The sequence below is a fragment of the Rhizobium sp. BK650 genome (assembly GCF_014195325.1).
In the GTDB taxonomy this organism is placed as follows: domain Bacteria; phylum Pseudomonadota; class Alphaproteobacteria; order Rhizobiales; family Rhizobiaceae; genus Rhizobium.
The window spans coordinates 98,260-112,353 of the sequence record NZ_JACIBK010000007.1 but is presented as its reverse complement, the minus strand read 5'-3'; the positions used below and the strand labels follow the sequence as shown (position 1 = coordinate 112,353).

Here is a 14,094-nt window from a genome sequence, read left to right as displayed (position 1 = left end):
CCTGCCGCGATGCATCTGCGTCAGAATTATCCATAAATATTATGGACTAAAGAAATGAAGCTCCAAAAGCCCAGAGAAAGCTGGAAAATCCATCGCGGGATCAGAAGTAGCCACTCACCGAATAGGTGAGTGTAGCGGAGGACATGCTCGTTGTCTCAACCGCTCCGATTAAATTTCGGAACAAGCAATCGCCTCGTGGGTTAGGGGAATGTCACCAAAGATGAAAATCGAAGGAGGATAGCTCCCATGCGTAAATCCCTCATCGCCGCTTCCTTGCTTGCCATCGGCATGGCGTCGGCGGCATTTGCCCAGTCCAATCCCGATACTGTCGGCCCGACCAATGGCGGCTCCACGGACGCAGGCTCGGGCAATTACTCGTCGGATTATACGAGTGACAGCAATGGTATTCATCCGGTACCTGTAAGCCCTGTAGACCCGACTACGACACAGAGCATTGGCGGTCAGGCCATCGATTGCCCCGGAATGCCGCAGCAGAACACCGGCGTTGATACCCGCGGCGGTGAAAGCGGTGCTTCCATCAGCGAGGCGTGCCGCGAACACGACAACTGATCGGGCAAAGACCTGGTCATCGAGAGAGGCCGGTTTGACCGGCCTTTTTCATGCGTGCCTCGTGAAACTCCTGATCCGATTGCCTCGTAGTTCCGTAACAGACTGGAGAGGCAGGACAGGGAGTAACCATTGGTACGGGATATTGGTACAAGGCCGGTAATCATCTGGTTTCGCAAGGATCTACGCCTTGACGACAACAGGGCTCTTCATGCGGCGTGCGCATCGGGGCGGCCGATCATTCCGCTTTATATTCACGAACATGGCGAAGACGGCAACTGTCCGCTCGGCTCTGCGCAGGCCTGGTGGCTGCACCATTCGCTGCATGCGCTCGATGGCGCCCTCAGACAACGTGGCGGCAAGCTCGTCCTAGCCAGCGGCCATGCCCGAAACGCGCTGGGCGACATTATCAGGAGAAGCTGTGCGGAAACGGTATTCTGGAACCGTCGTTACGATCCGCCCGGCGTAGCAACCGACGCGCGCCTCAAGCATGAACTCGAAAAGCACGCAATCGAGGTGCGCAGCTTCGGCGGCCAGCTCCTGCATGAACCGACGAAACTCAAGACATCAGGCGGCACGCCCTATCGCGTCTATACGCCGTTTTGGCAGGCACTCGAACAAAATGGAGAGCCCGAAGCGCCTGTCGACATGCCTCAACATTTCCGCTTCCCCAAAGAGGTTCCCGTGTCGGAAACACTCGCCTCATTCAAGTTTCTCCCATACAAGCCGAACTGGGCGAAGTCCTTCCCCGAGATGTGGACGCCAGGCGAAGCGGCTGCCCAGCAAAAGCTCCAGGAGTTCATCGAAAACGGTCTTTCAGGTTATTCGGCTGATCGAGATTTCCCCGGCAGGGCAGGAACGTCCCTGCTCTCTCCGCATCTGGCACTCGGCGAGATTTCGCCAGCGCGTATCTGGGAGGCGACAAAGGGTCTTTCCCGCAGCATCCCATCCGACGATATCGGACGCTTTCGCAAGGAACTGGCATGGCGGGAGTTTTCCTACCACCTGCTCTTCCATTTTCCCAAACTTGCAAGCGCCAACTGGAACGACAGTTTCGACGGTTTCTGCTGGCGACAGGATGAGGATGGATTCCATGCCTGGTGCAACGGCCAGACGGGCTATCCCATCATCGACGCAGGTATGCGCCAGCTTTGGCGCCATGGCTGGATGCATAACCGCGTCCGGATGATCACAGCTTCGTTTCTCATCAAGGACCTTCTGGTTGACTGGCGTCGAGGCGAAGCCTGGTTCCGCGACACGCTCGTCGATGCGGACCCGGCCAACAATGCGGCCAGCTGGCAATGGGTAGCAGGTTCAGGCGCCGATGCCTCTCCCTTCTTCCGCATCTTCAACCCGGTTCTGCAGGGCGAAAAATTCGATGCGGACGGCAGCTATATCAGGCAGTTCGTGCCCGAGCTCGAAAAGCTGGAGGACAAATATATCCACCGGCCATTCGAGGCACCCGCGAGCGTGCTTGAAAAAGCCGGTATCACGCTTGGCGAAACCTATCCCCAACCCATCGTCGATCATGCCACGGCGCGCCGGCGGGCGCTGAAGGTCTATAATGCCATAAAGGATGCAGCATGAACGCACACGTTCCTCCGCTGCCGCGCCGCCTCAAGGTCGCCGTCATAGGGTCGGGCATATCGGGTGCATCCGCCGCCTGGGCGCTCAACCCTGTCCACGACGTGACGCTCTACGAGAAGGATGTCCGGCCGGGCGGCCATACGGCAACGGTCGATGTCGATTACGACGGATTGAGCATTCCAGTCGACACCGGTTTCATCGTCTATAACGAGCACAATTATCCCAATCTGACCGCCCTCTTTACGGGCCTGGGCGTTGCCACGCATGCCAGCGACATGAGCTTTTCCCTGTCGCTCGATCAGGGCAGGCTGGAGTGGAGCGGCGGCGGACTGTCATCGATATTCGCGCAGAAGCGCAATCTGCTGAGCCCCTCCTTTCTCTGGATGATCCGGGAGATCCTGCGCTTCAACCGGACTTGTCTGGAAGATCGGGCAGCTGGGCATCTCGCCTCGCGCTCGATCGGCGATTATCTCGACTGGCGCGGCTTCTCGCCCGGTTTCACCAACAACTATCTGGTGCCGATGGCAGCGGCGATCTGGTCGACGCCATCAGCACGCATGCTGCAATTTCCCGCCGATCATTTCGTCAATTTCTTCGACAATCACCGGCTGATCTACCGTCGCCAGCATCAGTGGCGCACCGTCACCGGCGGCAGCCGCAACTATCTGAAACGGCTTCTGTCACCGCTGGGCGACAAGGTGAGACTTGGCTGCGGAGTGCGCGGAGTGGTCCGTAAGGAGCTCGGCGTCACCCTCATCGACGAAGCCGGCGGCGAGGCTTTCTTCGATAAGGCGATCTTCGCCTGCCACAGCGATCAGGCAGCACGACTACTGATCGACGCGACCGATCAGGAAAAGCGATTGCTTGCTGCCGTCCCTTACCAGCCTAACCGCGTGGTGCTGCATCGTGACGCCGGCCTGATGCCGAGGCGGCGCAAGGTATGGGCATCTTGGAACTATCTGCGCTCCAGCCATGCTGACGGCAAGGCCGGTGTGGCGGTGACCTACTGGATGAACAGGCTGCAGGGCATAAATGCGAACTTCCCGCTTTTCGTGACGCTGAACCCGGATCGCGAACCGGAGAGCCGCAAGGTGTTTGCGGAATTCACCTACGAACATCCACAGTTTTCGACGGATTCCATGGCTGCGCAGCGCGCAATCGCTGCCATCCAAGGAAGAAACAATTGCTATTTCGCAGGCGCCTGGACCGGATATGGATTCCACGAGGATGGACTCGTCTCCGGTCTTGCGGCGGCAGAGGCTCTGGGCGGCATCGCGCCCTGGCGGACCGCCCCGCCCTCCTCCCCTGAAACCATACTGGGACCGGTGGCATGACAGTTTTCCTCGCAAGGCACGGCGTCGGCTTGACGCAAAACGGCCCTCCGCCAAACGCGCCGGCCGTGCTTTATCTGGGCAATGTGATGCATCAGCGCATGAAGCCGTTCGGCCATCGCTTCCGGTATCGGGTCTTTTCAATGTCTATCGATCTCGACCGGCTTGATGAGGCAGGCAGACTGTCGGCGCTGTTTTCGGTCAACAGGGGCAACCTCGTCTCTTTCCATGAGAAGGATCACGCGGAAGGCGAGAGCCTGCGTTCCCATGCCGACCGCCTCCTCGCCGAGGCCTGCGTCGAGAGACCGGCAAAGGTCCTGCTCGTCTGTTATCCGCGTATCTTTGGTTACGTCTTCAATCCGCTTTCGGTCTATTATGCCTACGACAACAGGGATGTGCTGACCGCGCTCATCTATGAGGTGCGCAACACTTTCGGTGAGCGGCATAGTTATGTCTGCCCCGTCGAGCGTGATGAAATCTCAGAAAGCGGCATTCGCCAGACCTGCGACAAGCTCCTTTATGTCTCTCCCTTCATCGGCACGGGCATGCGCTATCATTTCCGCATGCTGCCGCCAGGGCGCGAAATCCGCTGGCGCATACTGGAGACCGATTTAGAAGGCCCTCTTCTTGCAGCGACGTTCTGCGGGCAGCAAAAGCCGCTGACAAGCCGGACGCTGGGATATCTTCTTGCGGCCATTCCCTTCCTGACCATCAAGATCATGGCTGGAATTCATTGGGAGGCACTGAACCTGTGGCTGAAAGGCGCTGTCTATTTTCGCCGGCCAGCGCCTCCGCCGCCCGTCAGCGTGAAGCCGGCAAGCCAGCTTGCAGAAGCTGCGGAACGAATCTAGCGTTCGCCCCAATTGCCGGAGAAGAGGCGCAGGCGTCCCGGCCGGCCAGAAAATACGGGAGGAGGAGGATGACCAAAACCCAGGACTGGAATCAGCCTGCCAGGGATGTCGTGACTTTGACGGCAGAGAACGTCTCACGCATCGTCAAAGGCCTGCCTTTTAAGGCAAAGCTTGCGTTTCGGGGGCTGCTGCGCATGCAGCATGGATCGCTCGCCGTCACGCTACCCGATGGGCGCAGGGTGCTCGTCAAAGGAAAGACTGTCGGGCCCAACGCAGCGCTTACGCTCCGGAACTGGAACCTTCCCGGCCGGGCTCTGACCAGCGGCACGATCGGTGTCGCCGAAACCTATATGGATGGGGACTGGGATAGTCCTGATATCACAGCCTTCCTTGAGTTTTTCCTCGTCAATGGTGAGGCCGTGCACAGCTATTCGCACGGCACCGGTGGTGTCGGCCGCTTCGTCGAGCGCATCCGCCATTGGATGAATGCCAACACCAAGGCCGGGTCCAGGCGCAATATCTCGGCGCATTACGACCTCGGCAACGACTTCTACAGGCAATGGCTCGATCCGAGCATGACCTATTCTTCGGCGCTTTATTCAACCGGCGCCAATGATCTTCTGTCGGCGCAGAACGCCAAATATCGCACATTGGCCGAAGCGACCGGCATCAAGCCCGGCGACCATGTTCTGGAAATCGGCTGCGGCTGGGGCGGCTTCGCCGAGTTTGCGGCAAGCCAGCTGAATTGCCGAGTGACAGGGCTCACGATCAGCCGCGAACAGCTTACTTTCGCGCAGGAGCGCATCAGCAAGGCGGGGCTTGGCGACAAGGTCGACTTCCGGTTCCAGGACTATCGCGACGAGACCGGGGTCTATGATCGCATCGTTTCCATCGAGATGTTCGAGGCCGTGGGCGAGAAATACTGGCCGGCCTATTTCTCCAAGCTCAAACAATGCCTGAAGCCCGGCGGCAAGGCAGGGCTGCAGATCATCACCATTCGTCCCGAGGCCTTCGAGCAATATCGCAGCAATCCGGATTTCATTCAGAAATATGTCTTCCCCGGCGGTATGCTGCCGACGCGTCATCACCTTGCCGAGCTCGGCAAGAAGATGGACCTGTCACTGGTCAGGGACTTCGGCTTCGGACTCGACTATGCACGGACGCTCGCGGAATGGCGCGAACGCTTCTGGTCCGTGTGGCACAAGATCAAGCCGATGGGTTTCGACGACCGGTTCAAACGGCTCTGGGAATTCTATTTGTTCTATTGCGAAGCAGGCTTCCGCGCCCGCAATATTGATGTGCGGCAGGTGGTCTTTTCGCGCAGCTGATCATTCAGCCGGGTGCGGAGTCGCCGACCGGTGACCTGTGTCGAGAGGCCGCTCGTGCCAGCCGGTAAAGCGGTTCATCAACGCGAAATAGAGACCATAAGGCAACAGCCGCAGGAACTTCAGCACATAAGTGAAGCGCTTTGGGAAGGTGATCTCAAAAGCCTGAGACTTGAGGCCCGCCGCAATGCGCTCGGCCGCCGTCTCGGGCGAAACCAGCGCCGGCATGGGAAAGGTATTCTTGCGCGTTGCTGGCGTATCGACGAAGCCCGGATTGATGAGCTGGATGCGGATGCCGATCTTGTCGAGATCGAATTTCAGGCTTTCGGCCATATTGATCAGGGCAGCCTTGGTCGCGCCGTAGGCGGCGCTGGTCGGCAATCCCGTGTAGCCGGTTACCGAGGAAACGATGGCAACCTGTCCCTGACCCTTCGCCTTCATGTGGCGGATTGCCGGCAGGAGGCAATTGACGACGCCTGACAGGTTGACGGCAAAAGTCTTCTCGAAATCGGCTCGGTTCAGATTCTCGCAGTGGACGGGCTGATAGACGCCTGCGCACAGGATCGCCATGGCAAGCGCCCCATGCTCGTATTCGATCGAAGCCATGACATGTTCCATGTCTTCGGCATCAGTCACATCGCCATCGAGCACGATGATGCTGCCGGGCAATTCTGATGCCTCGACCTGCAGTTCCACCAGTTTTTCGTGATTGCGGGCGGTGACGGCGACCCCGTATCCCTCGCCTGCGAGCTTCAGCGCCAGCGCTCGGCCTATTCCAGAACTCGCGCCGGAAATCCAGACGATACCATGCTCCGGGCGGGCGATGAAATTACGCATGACACTTCCTCCGGTCTGCCAATTTGATACGAACACAGCCCGGAAGGCACCCATCTCTCCCGGGACAATGGCTCTATCACAGCATTGTGGCTGCTTTCAGCCGATGAGGTCGCCAATGATCTGCCGAAAGGAGCCTGTAAGCTTGACCGGGCCGTCCGAAACGGCAAAAGCGATGCAGGGTCGGTCCTTCTCGGCGACGGGGCGATGGTCGACCGTAGCATCCGCAATCGAGATATCTCCCGGCCCGAAACGGCCGCGCTGGTCGCGGAAAGCTCCATCGAGGATGAGGATCAATTCCATGCCGTGATGCGTGTGGGCAGGCAGCGCGCGGCCCGGCCGTATCCACATCAGGCTGACCTCGCAGCCGTCGATATCGGTCGCATATTCCTTGAAGCCGGGAAGACGCTTGCGCCACGGCACGTGGTCGACCTCGAAACCGACGAGATTGCGCAAGGCGCGCGGAAAAAGAGCTCCCCGCGGGCGCAATGGGGGCTTCGGCAATGACGCCGGAGCCTTTGAGCCGAAGATTGCCGCAAGCTTGGCTTCGCGGTCGCTGATCGGGTTTGCCGGCGTGCCTTCCAGGGCCTCTCCCGCCAGCCGTTCGAGGTCGGCCACCAGGCCACGATTGTCCGGCTTCATCTCCAGATGGGATTCCACGAGCGCGCGGACCGGCTCCGGAAGGGAGCCGGCAACATAATGCGCCATCAATGCATCGATCGTATCGATATGCTCGTGAACCATGTCGGTTTCGGTCACGCCTTGTCCTGCGCCCGCGCTCGCTTTGTCGTCATCCATACGCCAAAAGTCAACCTTCGGATCACTGCTTGCGTGGACAACGAACGGCAGAAAATCGAAGTCTAATTTTATCGTGGCCTCCAGAGGCATGGAATAGGATTTCTTGCCAACGCCGCCTTGTGAACGGAAAAGACCGTTCTTAAACTATGCGTAAACGAGGCAGATTCCATGACCTTCCACCCCTCCGTAATCGAGGCTATCGGCAATACGCCCCTCATCAAGCTCAAGGGTGTGTCCGAGGCGACCGGCTGCACCATTCTCGGCAAGGCCGAGTTCCTGAACCCCGGACAATCGGTGAAGGACCGAGCGGCGCTCTACATCATCCGTGATGCCGAGAAGAAGGGGCTGCTCAAGCCCGGTGGCGTCATCGTCGAGGGCACGGCGGGCAATACCGGCATCGGCCTGACGGTCGTGGCCAAGGCGCTCGGCTATCGCACCGTGATCGTCATCCCGGAAACGCAGAGCCAGGAAAAGAAAGATGCGCTGCGGCTGCTCGGTGCCGAGCTCGTGGAAGTTCCAGCCGTTCCCTACAAGAACCCGAACAACTACGTGAAGGTTTCGGGCCGTCTTGCCGAGCAGCTTGCCAAGAGCGAGCCGAACGGCGCGATCTGGGCCAACCAATTCGACAATGTCGCGAACCGGCAGGCGCATATCGAAACCACCGCACCCGAGATCTGGAAGGATACGGACGGCAAGGTCGACGGCTTTGTCTGCTCGGTCGGCTCGGGCGGTACGCTTGCCGGTGTCGCCGCAGGTCTCAAGAGCTTCAACAAGGACATCAAGATCGGCATTGCCGATCCCGAGGGTGCGGCGCTCTACGAGTTCTACAAGAATGGCGCCTTGAAGTCCGAGGGCTCGTCGATCACCGAAGGAATCGGTCAGGGACGTATCACCGCCAATCTCGAGGGCTTCACGCCCGATTTTTCCTATCACGTCACCGATGCCGAGTCGCTTCCCTACCTCTTCGACCTGGTAGAGCATGAGGGACTTTGCCTTGGCGGCTCCACGGCCATTAACATTGCCGGCGCAGTGCGCCTCGCCCAGGATCTCGGCCCCGGCCATACGATTGTGACGATCCTCTGCGACTATGGTAATCGCTATCAGTCCAAGCTCTTCAATCCGGATTTCCTGTCATCCAAGGGGCTTCCCATTCCCGAATGGATGCTAGGCTCGACGGATATTAAGATACCCTACGAACCCGCCGCGTGAGCCCCAATGCCAGTCAATGCCCTCTACCGTGACGACTTCTATCTCTCCACATGCGAAGCGGTTGTCACGGCCGTTCACGAGGACGGCGGCATCGAGCTGGATCAGACTTGTTTTTATGCAGCATCAGGCGGCCAGCCGGGCGATACCGGCTTCTTCGAACGGCCCGACGGCTCAAAGATAGAACTTGCTCAGGCAAAACACGGCGCGACCAAGGACATTGTCGTCCATGTGCCGCTGGACGGCCAGGCGCGGCCGGAGATCGGCGAAAAATTGGTGCTGCATATCGACTGGCCGCGCCGCTACAAACTGATGCGCATGCACACGGCCTGCCATCTCCTTTCGGTCGTCTGCTCCTATCCGATCACCGGCGCTGCCGTTGGAGAGGATGAAAGCCGCGTCGATTTCGATATGACCGAAACGATAGACAAAGACGAAGTGACCGCCAGGCTGATGGACCTCGTCAACCAGAACCATCCGGTCTATGTTCAGTGGATTACGGATGAGGAGCTTGCCGCCAATCCCGGCATCGTCAAATCGAAGAATGTGCGCCCTCCTGTCGGCCTCGGCCGTGTCAGCCTCGTCTGCATCGGCAAGAATTCCGCTGTTGACAGCCAGCCCTGCGGCGGCACGCATGTTTCGGAAACACAGGAAGTCGGCCAGATTCATATTGCCAAGATCGAGAAGAAGGGCAAAGAAAACCGGCGCTTCCGCATTCGCTTCGGCACGCCCGGCGACGAAGCCTGATTGATGATGCCTGATATTGGGGCCTGATATTTTGGGGAGATCATTATGAGCGACACCAAGAGCCGTTTCGTCGTCTCGGCCGACTGGCTGCAGGCTGAACTCGGCAAGCCGGACCTGCGCGTGCTCGACGCGTCCTTCTATCTTCCAGCGCAGAAACGCGATGCCGATGCCGAATATGCCGCCGGGCATGTTCCAGGCGCGATCCGTTTCGATCAGGACAAGATCGCCGATCAGTCGACAAACCTGCCGCATACGATCCCCTCGCCCGATTATTTCGCCGCCGAAGTCGGCAAGCTCGGCATCAGCGAGAACGACCGGATCGTCGTCTATGACGGCATCGGCATGTTCGCCTCACCGCGCGTCTGGTGGCTGTTCCGGGTGATGGGCGCAAAAGATGTCTTTGTGCTCGATGGCGGCCTCGACGGCTGGAAAGCTGAGGGACGACCACTCGAAACAGAAGTGCCGTACTATCCGCCGACGAATTTCAAGACGAATTACGATGCAAGCCGCGTCGTCAATCTCGAGCAGATGCGCGATATCGTTTCCAGCGCGGCCCTGCAGATCGCCGATGCCCGCAGCGCCGGCCGTTTTGCCGCCAGCGAGCCGGAACCGCGAGCCGGAATGCGCTCCGGTCATATGCCCGGCGCCCGCAGCCTGCCATCAGGCGTCTTTGCCAATCAGGGTCGCTTCAAATCGTTGCCGGAACTGAAGCAGACGATCGAGGACGCCGGTATCGATCTTTCCAAGCCGGTCGTCACCTCCTGCGGATCGGGCATTACCGCCGCCATCATCACGCTTGCGCTGGAATCACTGGGGCATACCGACAACAAACTCTACGACGGCTCCTGGAGCGAGTGGGGCAGCCGTGAAGATACACCCGTCGTCACCGGCCCGCCAGAACCGGTCAAAGCCTGACGCCATGGGAAAGACCCCCGCCTCGCTCAAGGCCCATATCACGCGGCTTGAAATGGTTGCGCCACCAAAGGCAAGCCTGCCTGTGCCCGTCAATATCCAGACGGCGATCATGCGCGCGCCCGGCATTCCTCTCGCCTTTTATCGCTATCTCTACCGGCAGGTTGGCGCGCGCTGGCAGTGGGTCGACAGGCTGCGGTTGAGCGACGAGGAGCTGGCCGCCACGCTGCATGACAAGCGCAACAATATCAGTGTTCTTTACGTCAACGGCGCTCCCGCGGGCTTCTACGAATATCTTTGCGAGGACGAAGATACAATCGAGCTTTCCCATTTCGGGCTTATCGAGCACGCGCTCGGCCTCGGCATCGGCAAGTGGTTCCTGCTTCAGGCGCTCTACGCCATCTGGACGCTGAACCCGAAGACGGTCACGACGACGACCAATAATCTCGATCATCCGCGCGCATTGCAGCTTTATCAGATGTTCGGCTTCTCTCCCGTTTCCACGGGAACTGGGATCGTCCGCCCGCTGAGCGACAAGGAATTGCTGGAACTAGCCCGGAAAGGTTGATCGCGTCGCCCCCAAGCTGTTGCGATTTTACGCAAGAATCGGGTGGCTTCGGTGAGCTTCACCGCTGACACTATGGCAAAGCTCAAGAGGAGATTTGCCATGACCAGCATTCAGTTTTCCGCCATGCCGACAGCAGATGCTGAAGCGCTCTGGAGCGGCGGCCGCGACGCCTACCATTGCTTGCCGGAGACGATGATCTCCGATGGTCCTGGCTATCCCTGCCGTCATTGCCTCCGGAATATCGGCGCCGGAGAGGAACTGCTCGTCTTCGCCTATCGGCCCTTTCCGGAACTGCAACCCTATGCAGAGACCGGACCGATCTTCCTGCACAAGCAGCCCTGCCACCGCTATTCCGCTGACGAAGTTCTACCTCCCGTCCTGACCACGAGCCCGGACTTCATCGTCCGCGGCTATAGCGAGGGCGACAGGATCGTTTACGGCACCGGAGCAGTCACGCCGATCGAGAGAATTCCCGCCTATGCGGCCGACCTGCTCGGCCGGCCCGGTATCGCCTATGTGCATGTGCGCTCGGCGCGCAATAATTGCTATCAATGCCGCATCGACAAAGTAAAGGCGCCAGCCCTTGCGGAAGCCGGCGCCCTCATCTGACCTTGAGTCAGTTGCTTTACGCTACGTTCAGAGCGCTTTCCGCGGCGACAGCCTCGTAACCGAGCGCGTCAGCGACGGGCTTGTTGGTGATACGTCCCCGGTGGACGTTCAGGCCGTTGCGCAGGTGCTTGTCCTCGGCGATGGCGCGCAGGCCGCGATCGGCGAGCGCCAGGCCATGGACGAGCGTCGCGTTGTTCAGCGCATGGGCTGATGTGACAGGAACCGCACCCGGCATGTTGGCGACGCAATAATGCACGACGCCTTCCACGACAAAGGTCGGCTCGGAATGCGTCGTCGCATGCGAGGTTTCGAAGCAGCCGCCCTGGTCGATCGCCACATCGACGATAACAGAGCCCTTCTTCATGCCCGAGAGCATTTCGCGGGTGACGAGCTTCGGCGCGGCAGCACCGGGGATCAGCACGGCCCCGATGACGAGATCGGCGGAAAAGACTTCCTCTTCCAACGCCTGAATACTGGAATAGCGTGTGTGGATCCGGCCATTGAAGATGTCGTCGAGCTGGCGCAGGCGCGGCAGCGACTTGTCGAGGATGCTGACATCGGCGCCGAGCCCGGCAGCCATCTTGGCCGCATGCAGACCGACGACGCCGCCGCCGATGATGGCGACTTTGGCAGGGAGGACGCCGGGAACGCCGCCGAGCAGGATGCCGAGACCACCATTTGCCTTCTGCAGCGCGGTTGCGCCTGCCTGGATCGAAAGACGGCCAGCGACCTCGGACATCGGTGCCAAAAGCGGCAGGCCCCCGCGCTCGTCAGTCACGGTCTCGTAGGCGATGGCCGTGACGCCGGAAGCGAGCAGGCCCTTGGTCTGTTCCGGATCGGGGGCGAGATGCAGGTAGGTATAGAGGAGCTGGCCTTCGCGAAGCTGCGCCCATTCCGAAGGCTGGGGCTCCTTGACTTTGACGACCATATCGCACTTTTCAAAAATGTCCTTGGCGGAAGCAGCGATCTTCGCGCCGGCAGCCGCATAGGCGGCATCATCGGCACCAATGCCAGCACCCGCCTTCGTTTCCACCCAGACCTCATGACCATGGGCGATATATTCTCTCACCGAAGCCGGCGTCAGACCGACGCGATATTCATGGTTCTTGATTTCCTTCGGGCAACCGACACGCATTCGCGTTCCTCTCATTTTATCCGCATCCGCGGAGCGTTTTCTTGCCGCTAAATCCAAACACCCTAACCGCGAAATGTCCTTGCAAAGAGCATTTGCATAGGTGGGAAGTTTCGAAGATTATTGCGTTAATAACTCCGTTTTCGAAGGTTCTTCGAATGTCCGACCTCGACAATATCGATCTTGCGATTCTGAAGGCATTGCAGATCAACGCTCGCATCACCAATGCTGAGCTCGCCGACAAGGTCGGACTGTCACCTTCTGCCTGTTCGCGGCGGCTGGATATTCTCGAAAAAAGCGGCGTCATCAGCGGCTATCATGCGCGGCTTTCGCACAAGGCGCTCGAATACAAGATGATCGCCATCGTGCACATCTCGCTGTCCGGCCAGTTCGCCAAGACGCTGTCGGAATTCGAGGCGGCCGTGAAACGCTGCCCTAACGTGCTCGTCTGCTATCTGATGTCGGGCGAGTACGACTATATCCTGCGCGTCGCGGCCCGTGACCTGGAGGATTACGAGCGCATCCATCGAGACTGGCTTTCGGCGCTGCCGCATGTCGTAAAGATCAATTCGAGCTTTGCGCTGCGCGAAATCATCGACAGGCCGAATGTCGGCCTCTGAAGCCTTGCAAAGTGCCTGAAATCCTGTCCTAGCTTGGCGCTGCGGGTATCTCCCGCTTTGACGGCAAGACATGAAATCCAAGACCCACGGCTACATCTTCCTGCTTCTCGCGCTGACGATCTTTTCGGCGCAGGACGCAATCTCGAAGCATCTCGGTTCCGCCTATTCGCCCATTTTCGTGACGATGGTGCGCTATTGGGCCTTCGGCCTGTTCACTGTGGTCCTGGCTGCAAAAATGCGCGGCGGCATCGGCGCCACCGCCCGTACGAACCACCCCTTTCTGCAGGTCTCACGCGGCATTCTGCTTGCTACGCAGGTGGTGCTGGCAATCACCTGTTTTGCGCTGATCGGCCTTGCGCATTCGCAAGCGATCTTTGCCGCCACCCCTATCATCGTCGCGCTGCTTGCCATTCCGCTCCTTGGCGAAAGGGTTGGGTGGCGCCGCTGGACGGCGATCGGTGTCGGACTCTGCGGCGTGCTGCTCATCCTCAAGCCGGAAGGCGGGTTCTTCGACGTGAACCTACTTCTTGCCGTCGTCTCCTGCTTCAACTTCGCGCTTTATGTGATCGCCACCCGTTACGTGAGCCGGCAGGATTCGGCGATGACGAGCTTCTTCTATACCGGCGTCATCGGGGCTCTCGTCATGACGCTTGCCGGCCCCTTTTACTGGACGCCGATCCAGGGGTGGGACTGGCTGTGGATGCTCGCCGTCTGCCTGACCGGAACATCGAGCCATTATTTCCTGATCCGCGCCTATGATAGTCTCGATGCAGCCGCCGTGCAGCCGCTCACCTATATCCAACTCGTCTACGCCTCGATCCTCGGGGTGCTCATCTACGGGGAAAGGCTGACGCTGAACATGATCGTCGGTTCGCTTATCGTGGTTGCGGCGGGCATCTTCACCGTCTGGCGCGAACATATCGTGGCGCGGCGTGCAGCCGTACCGAATTGAGACTTTTGCAGCAATTTTAAATAAGCGCCTAAAGGCATTTCAATCTTCCGGCCTT

At 59.4% G+C, this 14,094-nt stretch carries 15 protein-coding genes; 12 read left to right on the top strand and 3 right to left on the bottom strand.

Going from position 1 to position 14,094, the window contains the following annotated elements:
• Window positions 1-246: 246 nt before the first annotated feature.
• The 5 genes from FHX15_RS18080 to FHX15_RS18060 all read left to right on the top strand — a co-directional run bounded on the left by FHX15_RS18080 (window position 247) and on the right by FHX15_RS18060 (window position 5,664).
• The gene (locus FHX15_RS18080; RefSeq protein ID WP_184399493.1) at window positions 247-570 is read left to right on the top strand and encodes a hypothetical protein; all 324 of its coding nucleotides are present in this window, start codon (window positions 247-249) and stop codon (window positions 568-570) included.
• Between the two features lie 129 nt (window positions 571-699).
• The gene (locus tag FHX15_RS18075; RefSeq protein ID WP_210290762.1) at window positions 700-2,154 is read left to right on the top strand and encodes a deoxyribodipyrimidine photo-lyase; all 1,455 of its coding nucleotides are present in this window, start codon (window positions 700-702) and stop codon (window positions 2,152-2,154) included.
• Window positions 2,151-3,488 carry an NAD(P)/FAD-dependent oxidoreductase gene (locus FHX15_RS18070; protein ID WP_184399491.1) on the top strand — a complete coding sequence of 446 codons (1,338 nt, stop codon included), beginning with the start codon at window positions 2,151-2,153 and terminating at the stop codon, window positions 3,486-3,488. The genes FHX15_RS18075 and FHX15_RS18070 overlap by 4 nt, the downstream gene beginning before the upstream one ends.
• On the top strand, window positions 3,485-4,336 hold the full coding sequence (locus tag FHX15_RS18065) for a DUF1365 domain-containing protein (RefSeq protein ID WP_184399489.1): 852 nt from the start codon (window positions 3,485-3,487) through the stop codon (window positions 4,334-4,336). The genes FHX15_RS18070 and FHX15_RS18065 overlap by 4 nt, the downstream gene beginning before the upstream one ends.
• Before the next feature lie 68 nt (window positions 4,337-4,404).
• Window positions 4,405-5,664, top strand: coding sequence for an SAM-dependent methyltransferase (locus tag FHX15_RS18060; RefSeq protein WP_184399487.1), 1,260 nt, complete (start codon window positions 4,405-4,407; stop codon window positions 5,662-5,664).
• Here the strand turns inward: FHX15_RS18060 and FHX15_RS18055 are convergent, their stop codons facing one another.
• Both FHX15_RS18055 and FHX15_RS18050 read right to left on the bottom strand, forming a co-directional pair.
• Complete coding sequence (locus FHX15_RS18055) at window positions 5,665-6,498, bottom strand: SDR family NAD(P)-dependent oxidoreductase (RefSeq protein WP_184399486.1); 834 nt, start codon at window positions 6,496-6,498, stop codon at window positions 5,665-5,667.
• A gap of 96 nt (window positions 6,499-6,594) precedes the next feature.
• Complete coding sequence (locus FHX15_RS18050) at window positions 6,595-7,254, bottom strand: ChrR family anti-sigma-E factor (RefSeq protein ID WP_184399484.1); 660 nt, start codon at window positions 7,252-7,254, stop codon at window positions 6,595-6,597.
• A 207-nt stretch (window positions 7,255-7,461) separates the two neighbouring features.
• Here FHX15_RS18050 and FHX15_RS18045 point away from each other — a divergent pair, with 207 nt between their 5' ends.
• The 5 genes from FHX15_RS18045 (at window position 7,462) to FHX15_RS18025 (ending at window position 11,335) form a co-directional block, all read left to right on the top strand.
• On the top strand, window positions 7,462-8,502 hold the full coding sequence (locus FHX15_RS18045; protein ID WP_184399483.1) for a cysteine synthase A: 1,041 nt from the start codon (window positions 7,462-7,464) through the stop codon (window positions 8,500-8,502).
• A gap of 6 nt (window positions 8,503-8,508) precedes the next feature.
• On the top strand, window positions 8,509-9,246 hold the full coding sequence (locus FHX15_RS18040) for an alanyl-tRNA editing protein (RefSeq protein WP_184399481.1): 738 nt from the start codon (window positions 8,509-8,511) through the stop codon (window positions 9,244-9,246).
• 45 nt (window positions 9,247-9,291) lie between these two features.
• On the top strand, window positions 9,292-10,161 hold the full coding sequence (gene sseA, locus FHX15_RS18035) for a 3-mercaptopyruvate sulfurtransferase (protein ID WP_184399479.1): 870 nt from the start codon (window positions 9,292-9,294) through the stop codon (window positions 10,159-10,161).
• Window positions 10,162-10,165: 4 nt separating this feature from the next.
• A complete protein-coding gene (locus FHX15_RS18030; protein WP_184399477.1) occupies window positions 10,166-10,726 on the top strand; it encodes a GNAT family N-acetyltransferase in 561 nt (186 codons plus the stop codon).
• A gap of 99 nt (window positions 10,727-10,825) precedes the next feature.
• Complete coding sequence (locus tag FHX15_RS18025) at window positions 10,826-11,335, top strand: DUF1203 domain-containing protein (protein WP_184399475.1); 510 nt, start codon at window positions 10,826-10,828, stop codon at window positions 11,333-11,335.
• A gap of 16 nt (window positions 11,336-11,351) precedes the next feature.
• Here the strand turns inward: FHX15_RS18025 and ald are convergent, their stop codons facing one another.
• Window positions 11,352-12,470, bottom strand: a complete 1,119-nt coding sequence (gene ald, locus FHX15_RS18020; RefSeq protein WP_184399473.1) for an alanine dehydrogenase — start codon at window positions 12,468-12,470, stop codon at window positions 11,352-11,354.
• 155 nt (window positions 12,471-12,625) lie between these two features.
• Between ald and FHX15_RS18015 the strand changes: the two genes are divergently transcribed.
• Together FHX15_RS18015 and FHX15_RS18010 are read left to right on the top strand one after the other, a co-directional pair.
• Complete coding sequence (locus FHX15_RS18015; RefSeq protein WP_184399471.1) at window positions 12,626-13,087, top strand: Lrp/AsnC family transcriptional regulator; 462 nt, start codon at window positions 12,626-12,628, stop codon at window positions 13,085-13,087.
• Window positions 13,088-13,157: 70 nt separating this feature from the next.
• Window positions 13,158-14,039, top strand: a complete 882-nt coding sequence (locus FHX15_RS18010; RefSeq protein ID WP_184399469.1) for a DMT family transporter — start codon at window positions 13,158-13,160, stop codon at window positions 14,037-14,039.
• The last annotated feature ends 55 nt before the right edge of the window (window positions 14,040-14,094 follow it).

What these genes read in the sequence shown, in the direction of transcription:
- FHX15_RS18040 (WP_184399481.1), top strand. Translation starts at nt 8,509, where the DNA reads ATGCCAGTCAATGCCCTCTACCGTGACGACTTCTATCTCTCCACATGC.
- FHX15_RS18060 (WP_184399487.1), top strand. Translation starts at nt 4,405, where the DNA reads ATGACCAAAACCCAGGACTGGAATCAGCCTGCCAGGGATGTCGTGACT.
- FHX15_RS18045 (WP_184399483.1), top strand. Translation starts at nt 7,462, where the DNA reads ATGACCTTCCACCCCTCCGTAATCGAGGCTATCGGCAATACGCCCCTC.
- FHX15_RS18030 (WP_184399477.1), top strand. Translation starts at nt 10,166, where the DNA reads ATGGGAAAGACCCCCGCCTCGCTCAAGGCCCATATCACGCGGCTTGAA.
- FHX15_RS18070 (WP_184399491.1), top strand. Translation starts at nt 2,151, where the DNA reads ATGAACGCACACGTTCCTCCGCTGCCGCGCCGCCTCAAGGTCGCCGTC.
- FHX15_RS18015 (WP_184399471.1), top strand. Translation starts at nt 12,626, where the DNA reads ATGTCCGACCTCGACAATATCGATCTTGCGATTCTGAAGGCATTGCAG.
- sseA (WP_184399479.1), top strand. Translation starts at nt 9,292, where the DNA reads ATGAGCGACACCAAGAGCCGTTTCGTCGTCTCGGCCGACTGGCTGCAG.
- FHX15_RS18010 (WP_184399469.1), top strand. Translation starts at nt 13,158, where the DNA reads ATGAAATCCAAGACCCACGGCTACATCTTCCTGCTTCTCGCGCTGACG.
- FHX15_RS18055 (WP_184399486.1), bottom strand. Translation starts at nt 6,498, where the DNA reads ATGCGTAATTTCATCGCCCGCCCGGAGCATGGTATCGTCTGGATTTCC.
- FHX15_RS18065 (WP_184399489.1), top strand. Translation starts at nt 3,485, where the DNA reads ATGACAGTTTTCCTCGCAAGGCACGGCGTCGGCTTGACGCAAAACGGC.
- FHX15_RS18025 (WP_184399475.1), top strand. Translation starts at nt 10,826, where the DNA reads ATGACCAGCATTCAGTTTTCCGCCATGCCGACAGCAGATGCTGAAGCG.
- ald (WP_184399473.1), bottom strand. Translation starts at nt 12,470, where the DNA reads ATGCGTGTCGGTTGCCCGAAGGAAATCAAGAACCATGAATATCGCGTC.
- FHX15_RS18080 (WP_184399493.1), top strand. Translation starts at nt 247, where the DNA reads ATGCGTAAATCCCTCATCGCCGCTTCCTTGCTTGCCATCGGCATGGCG.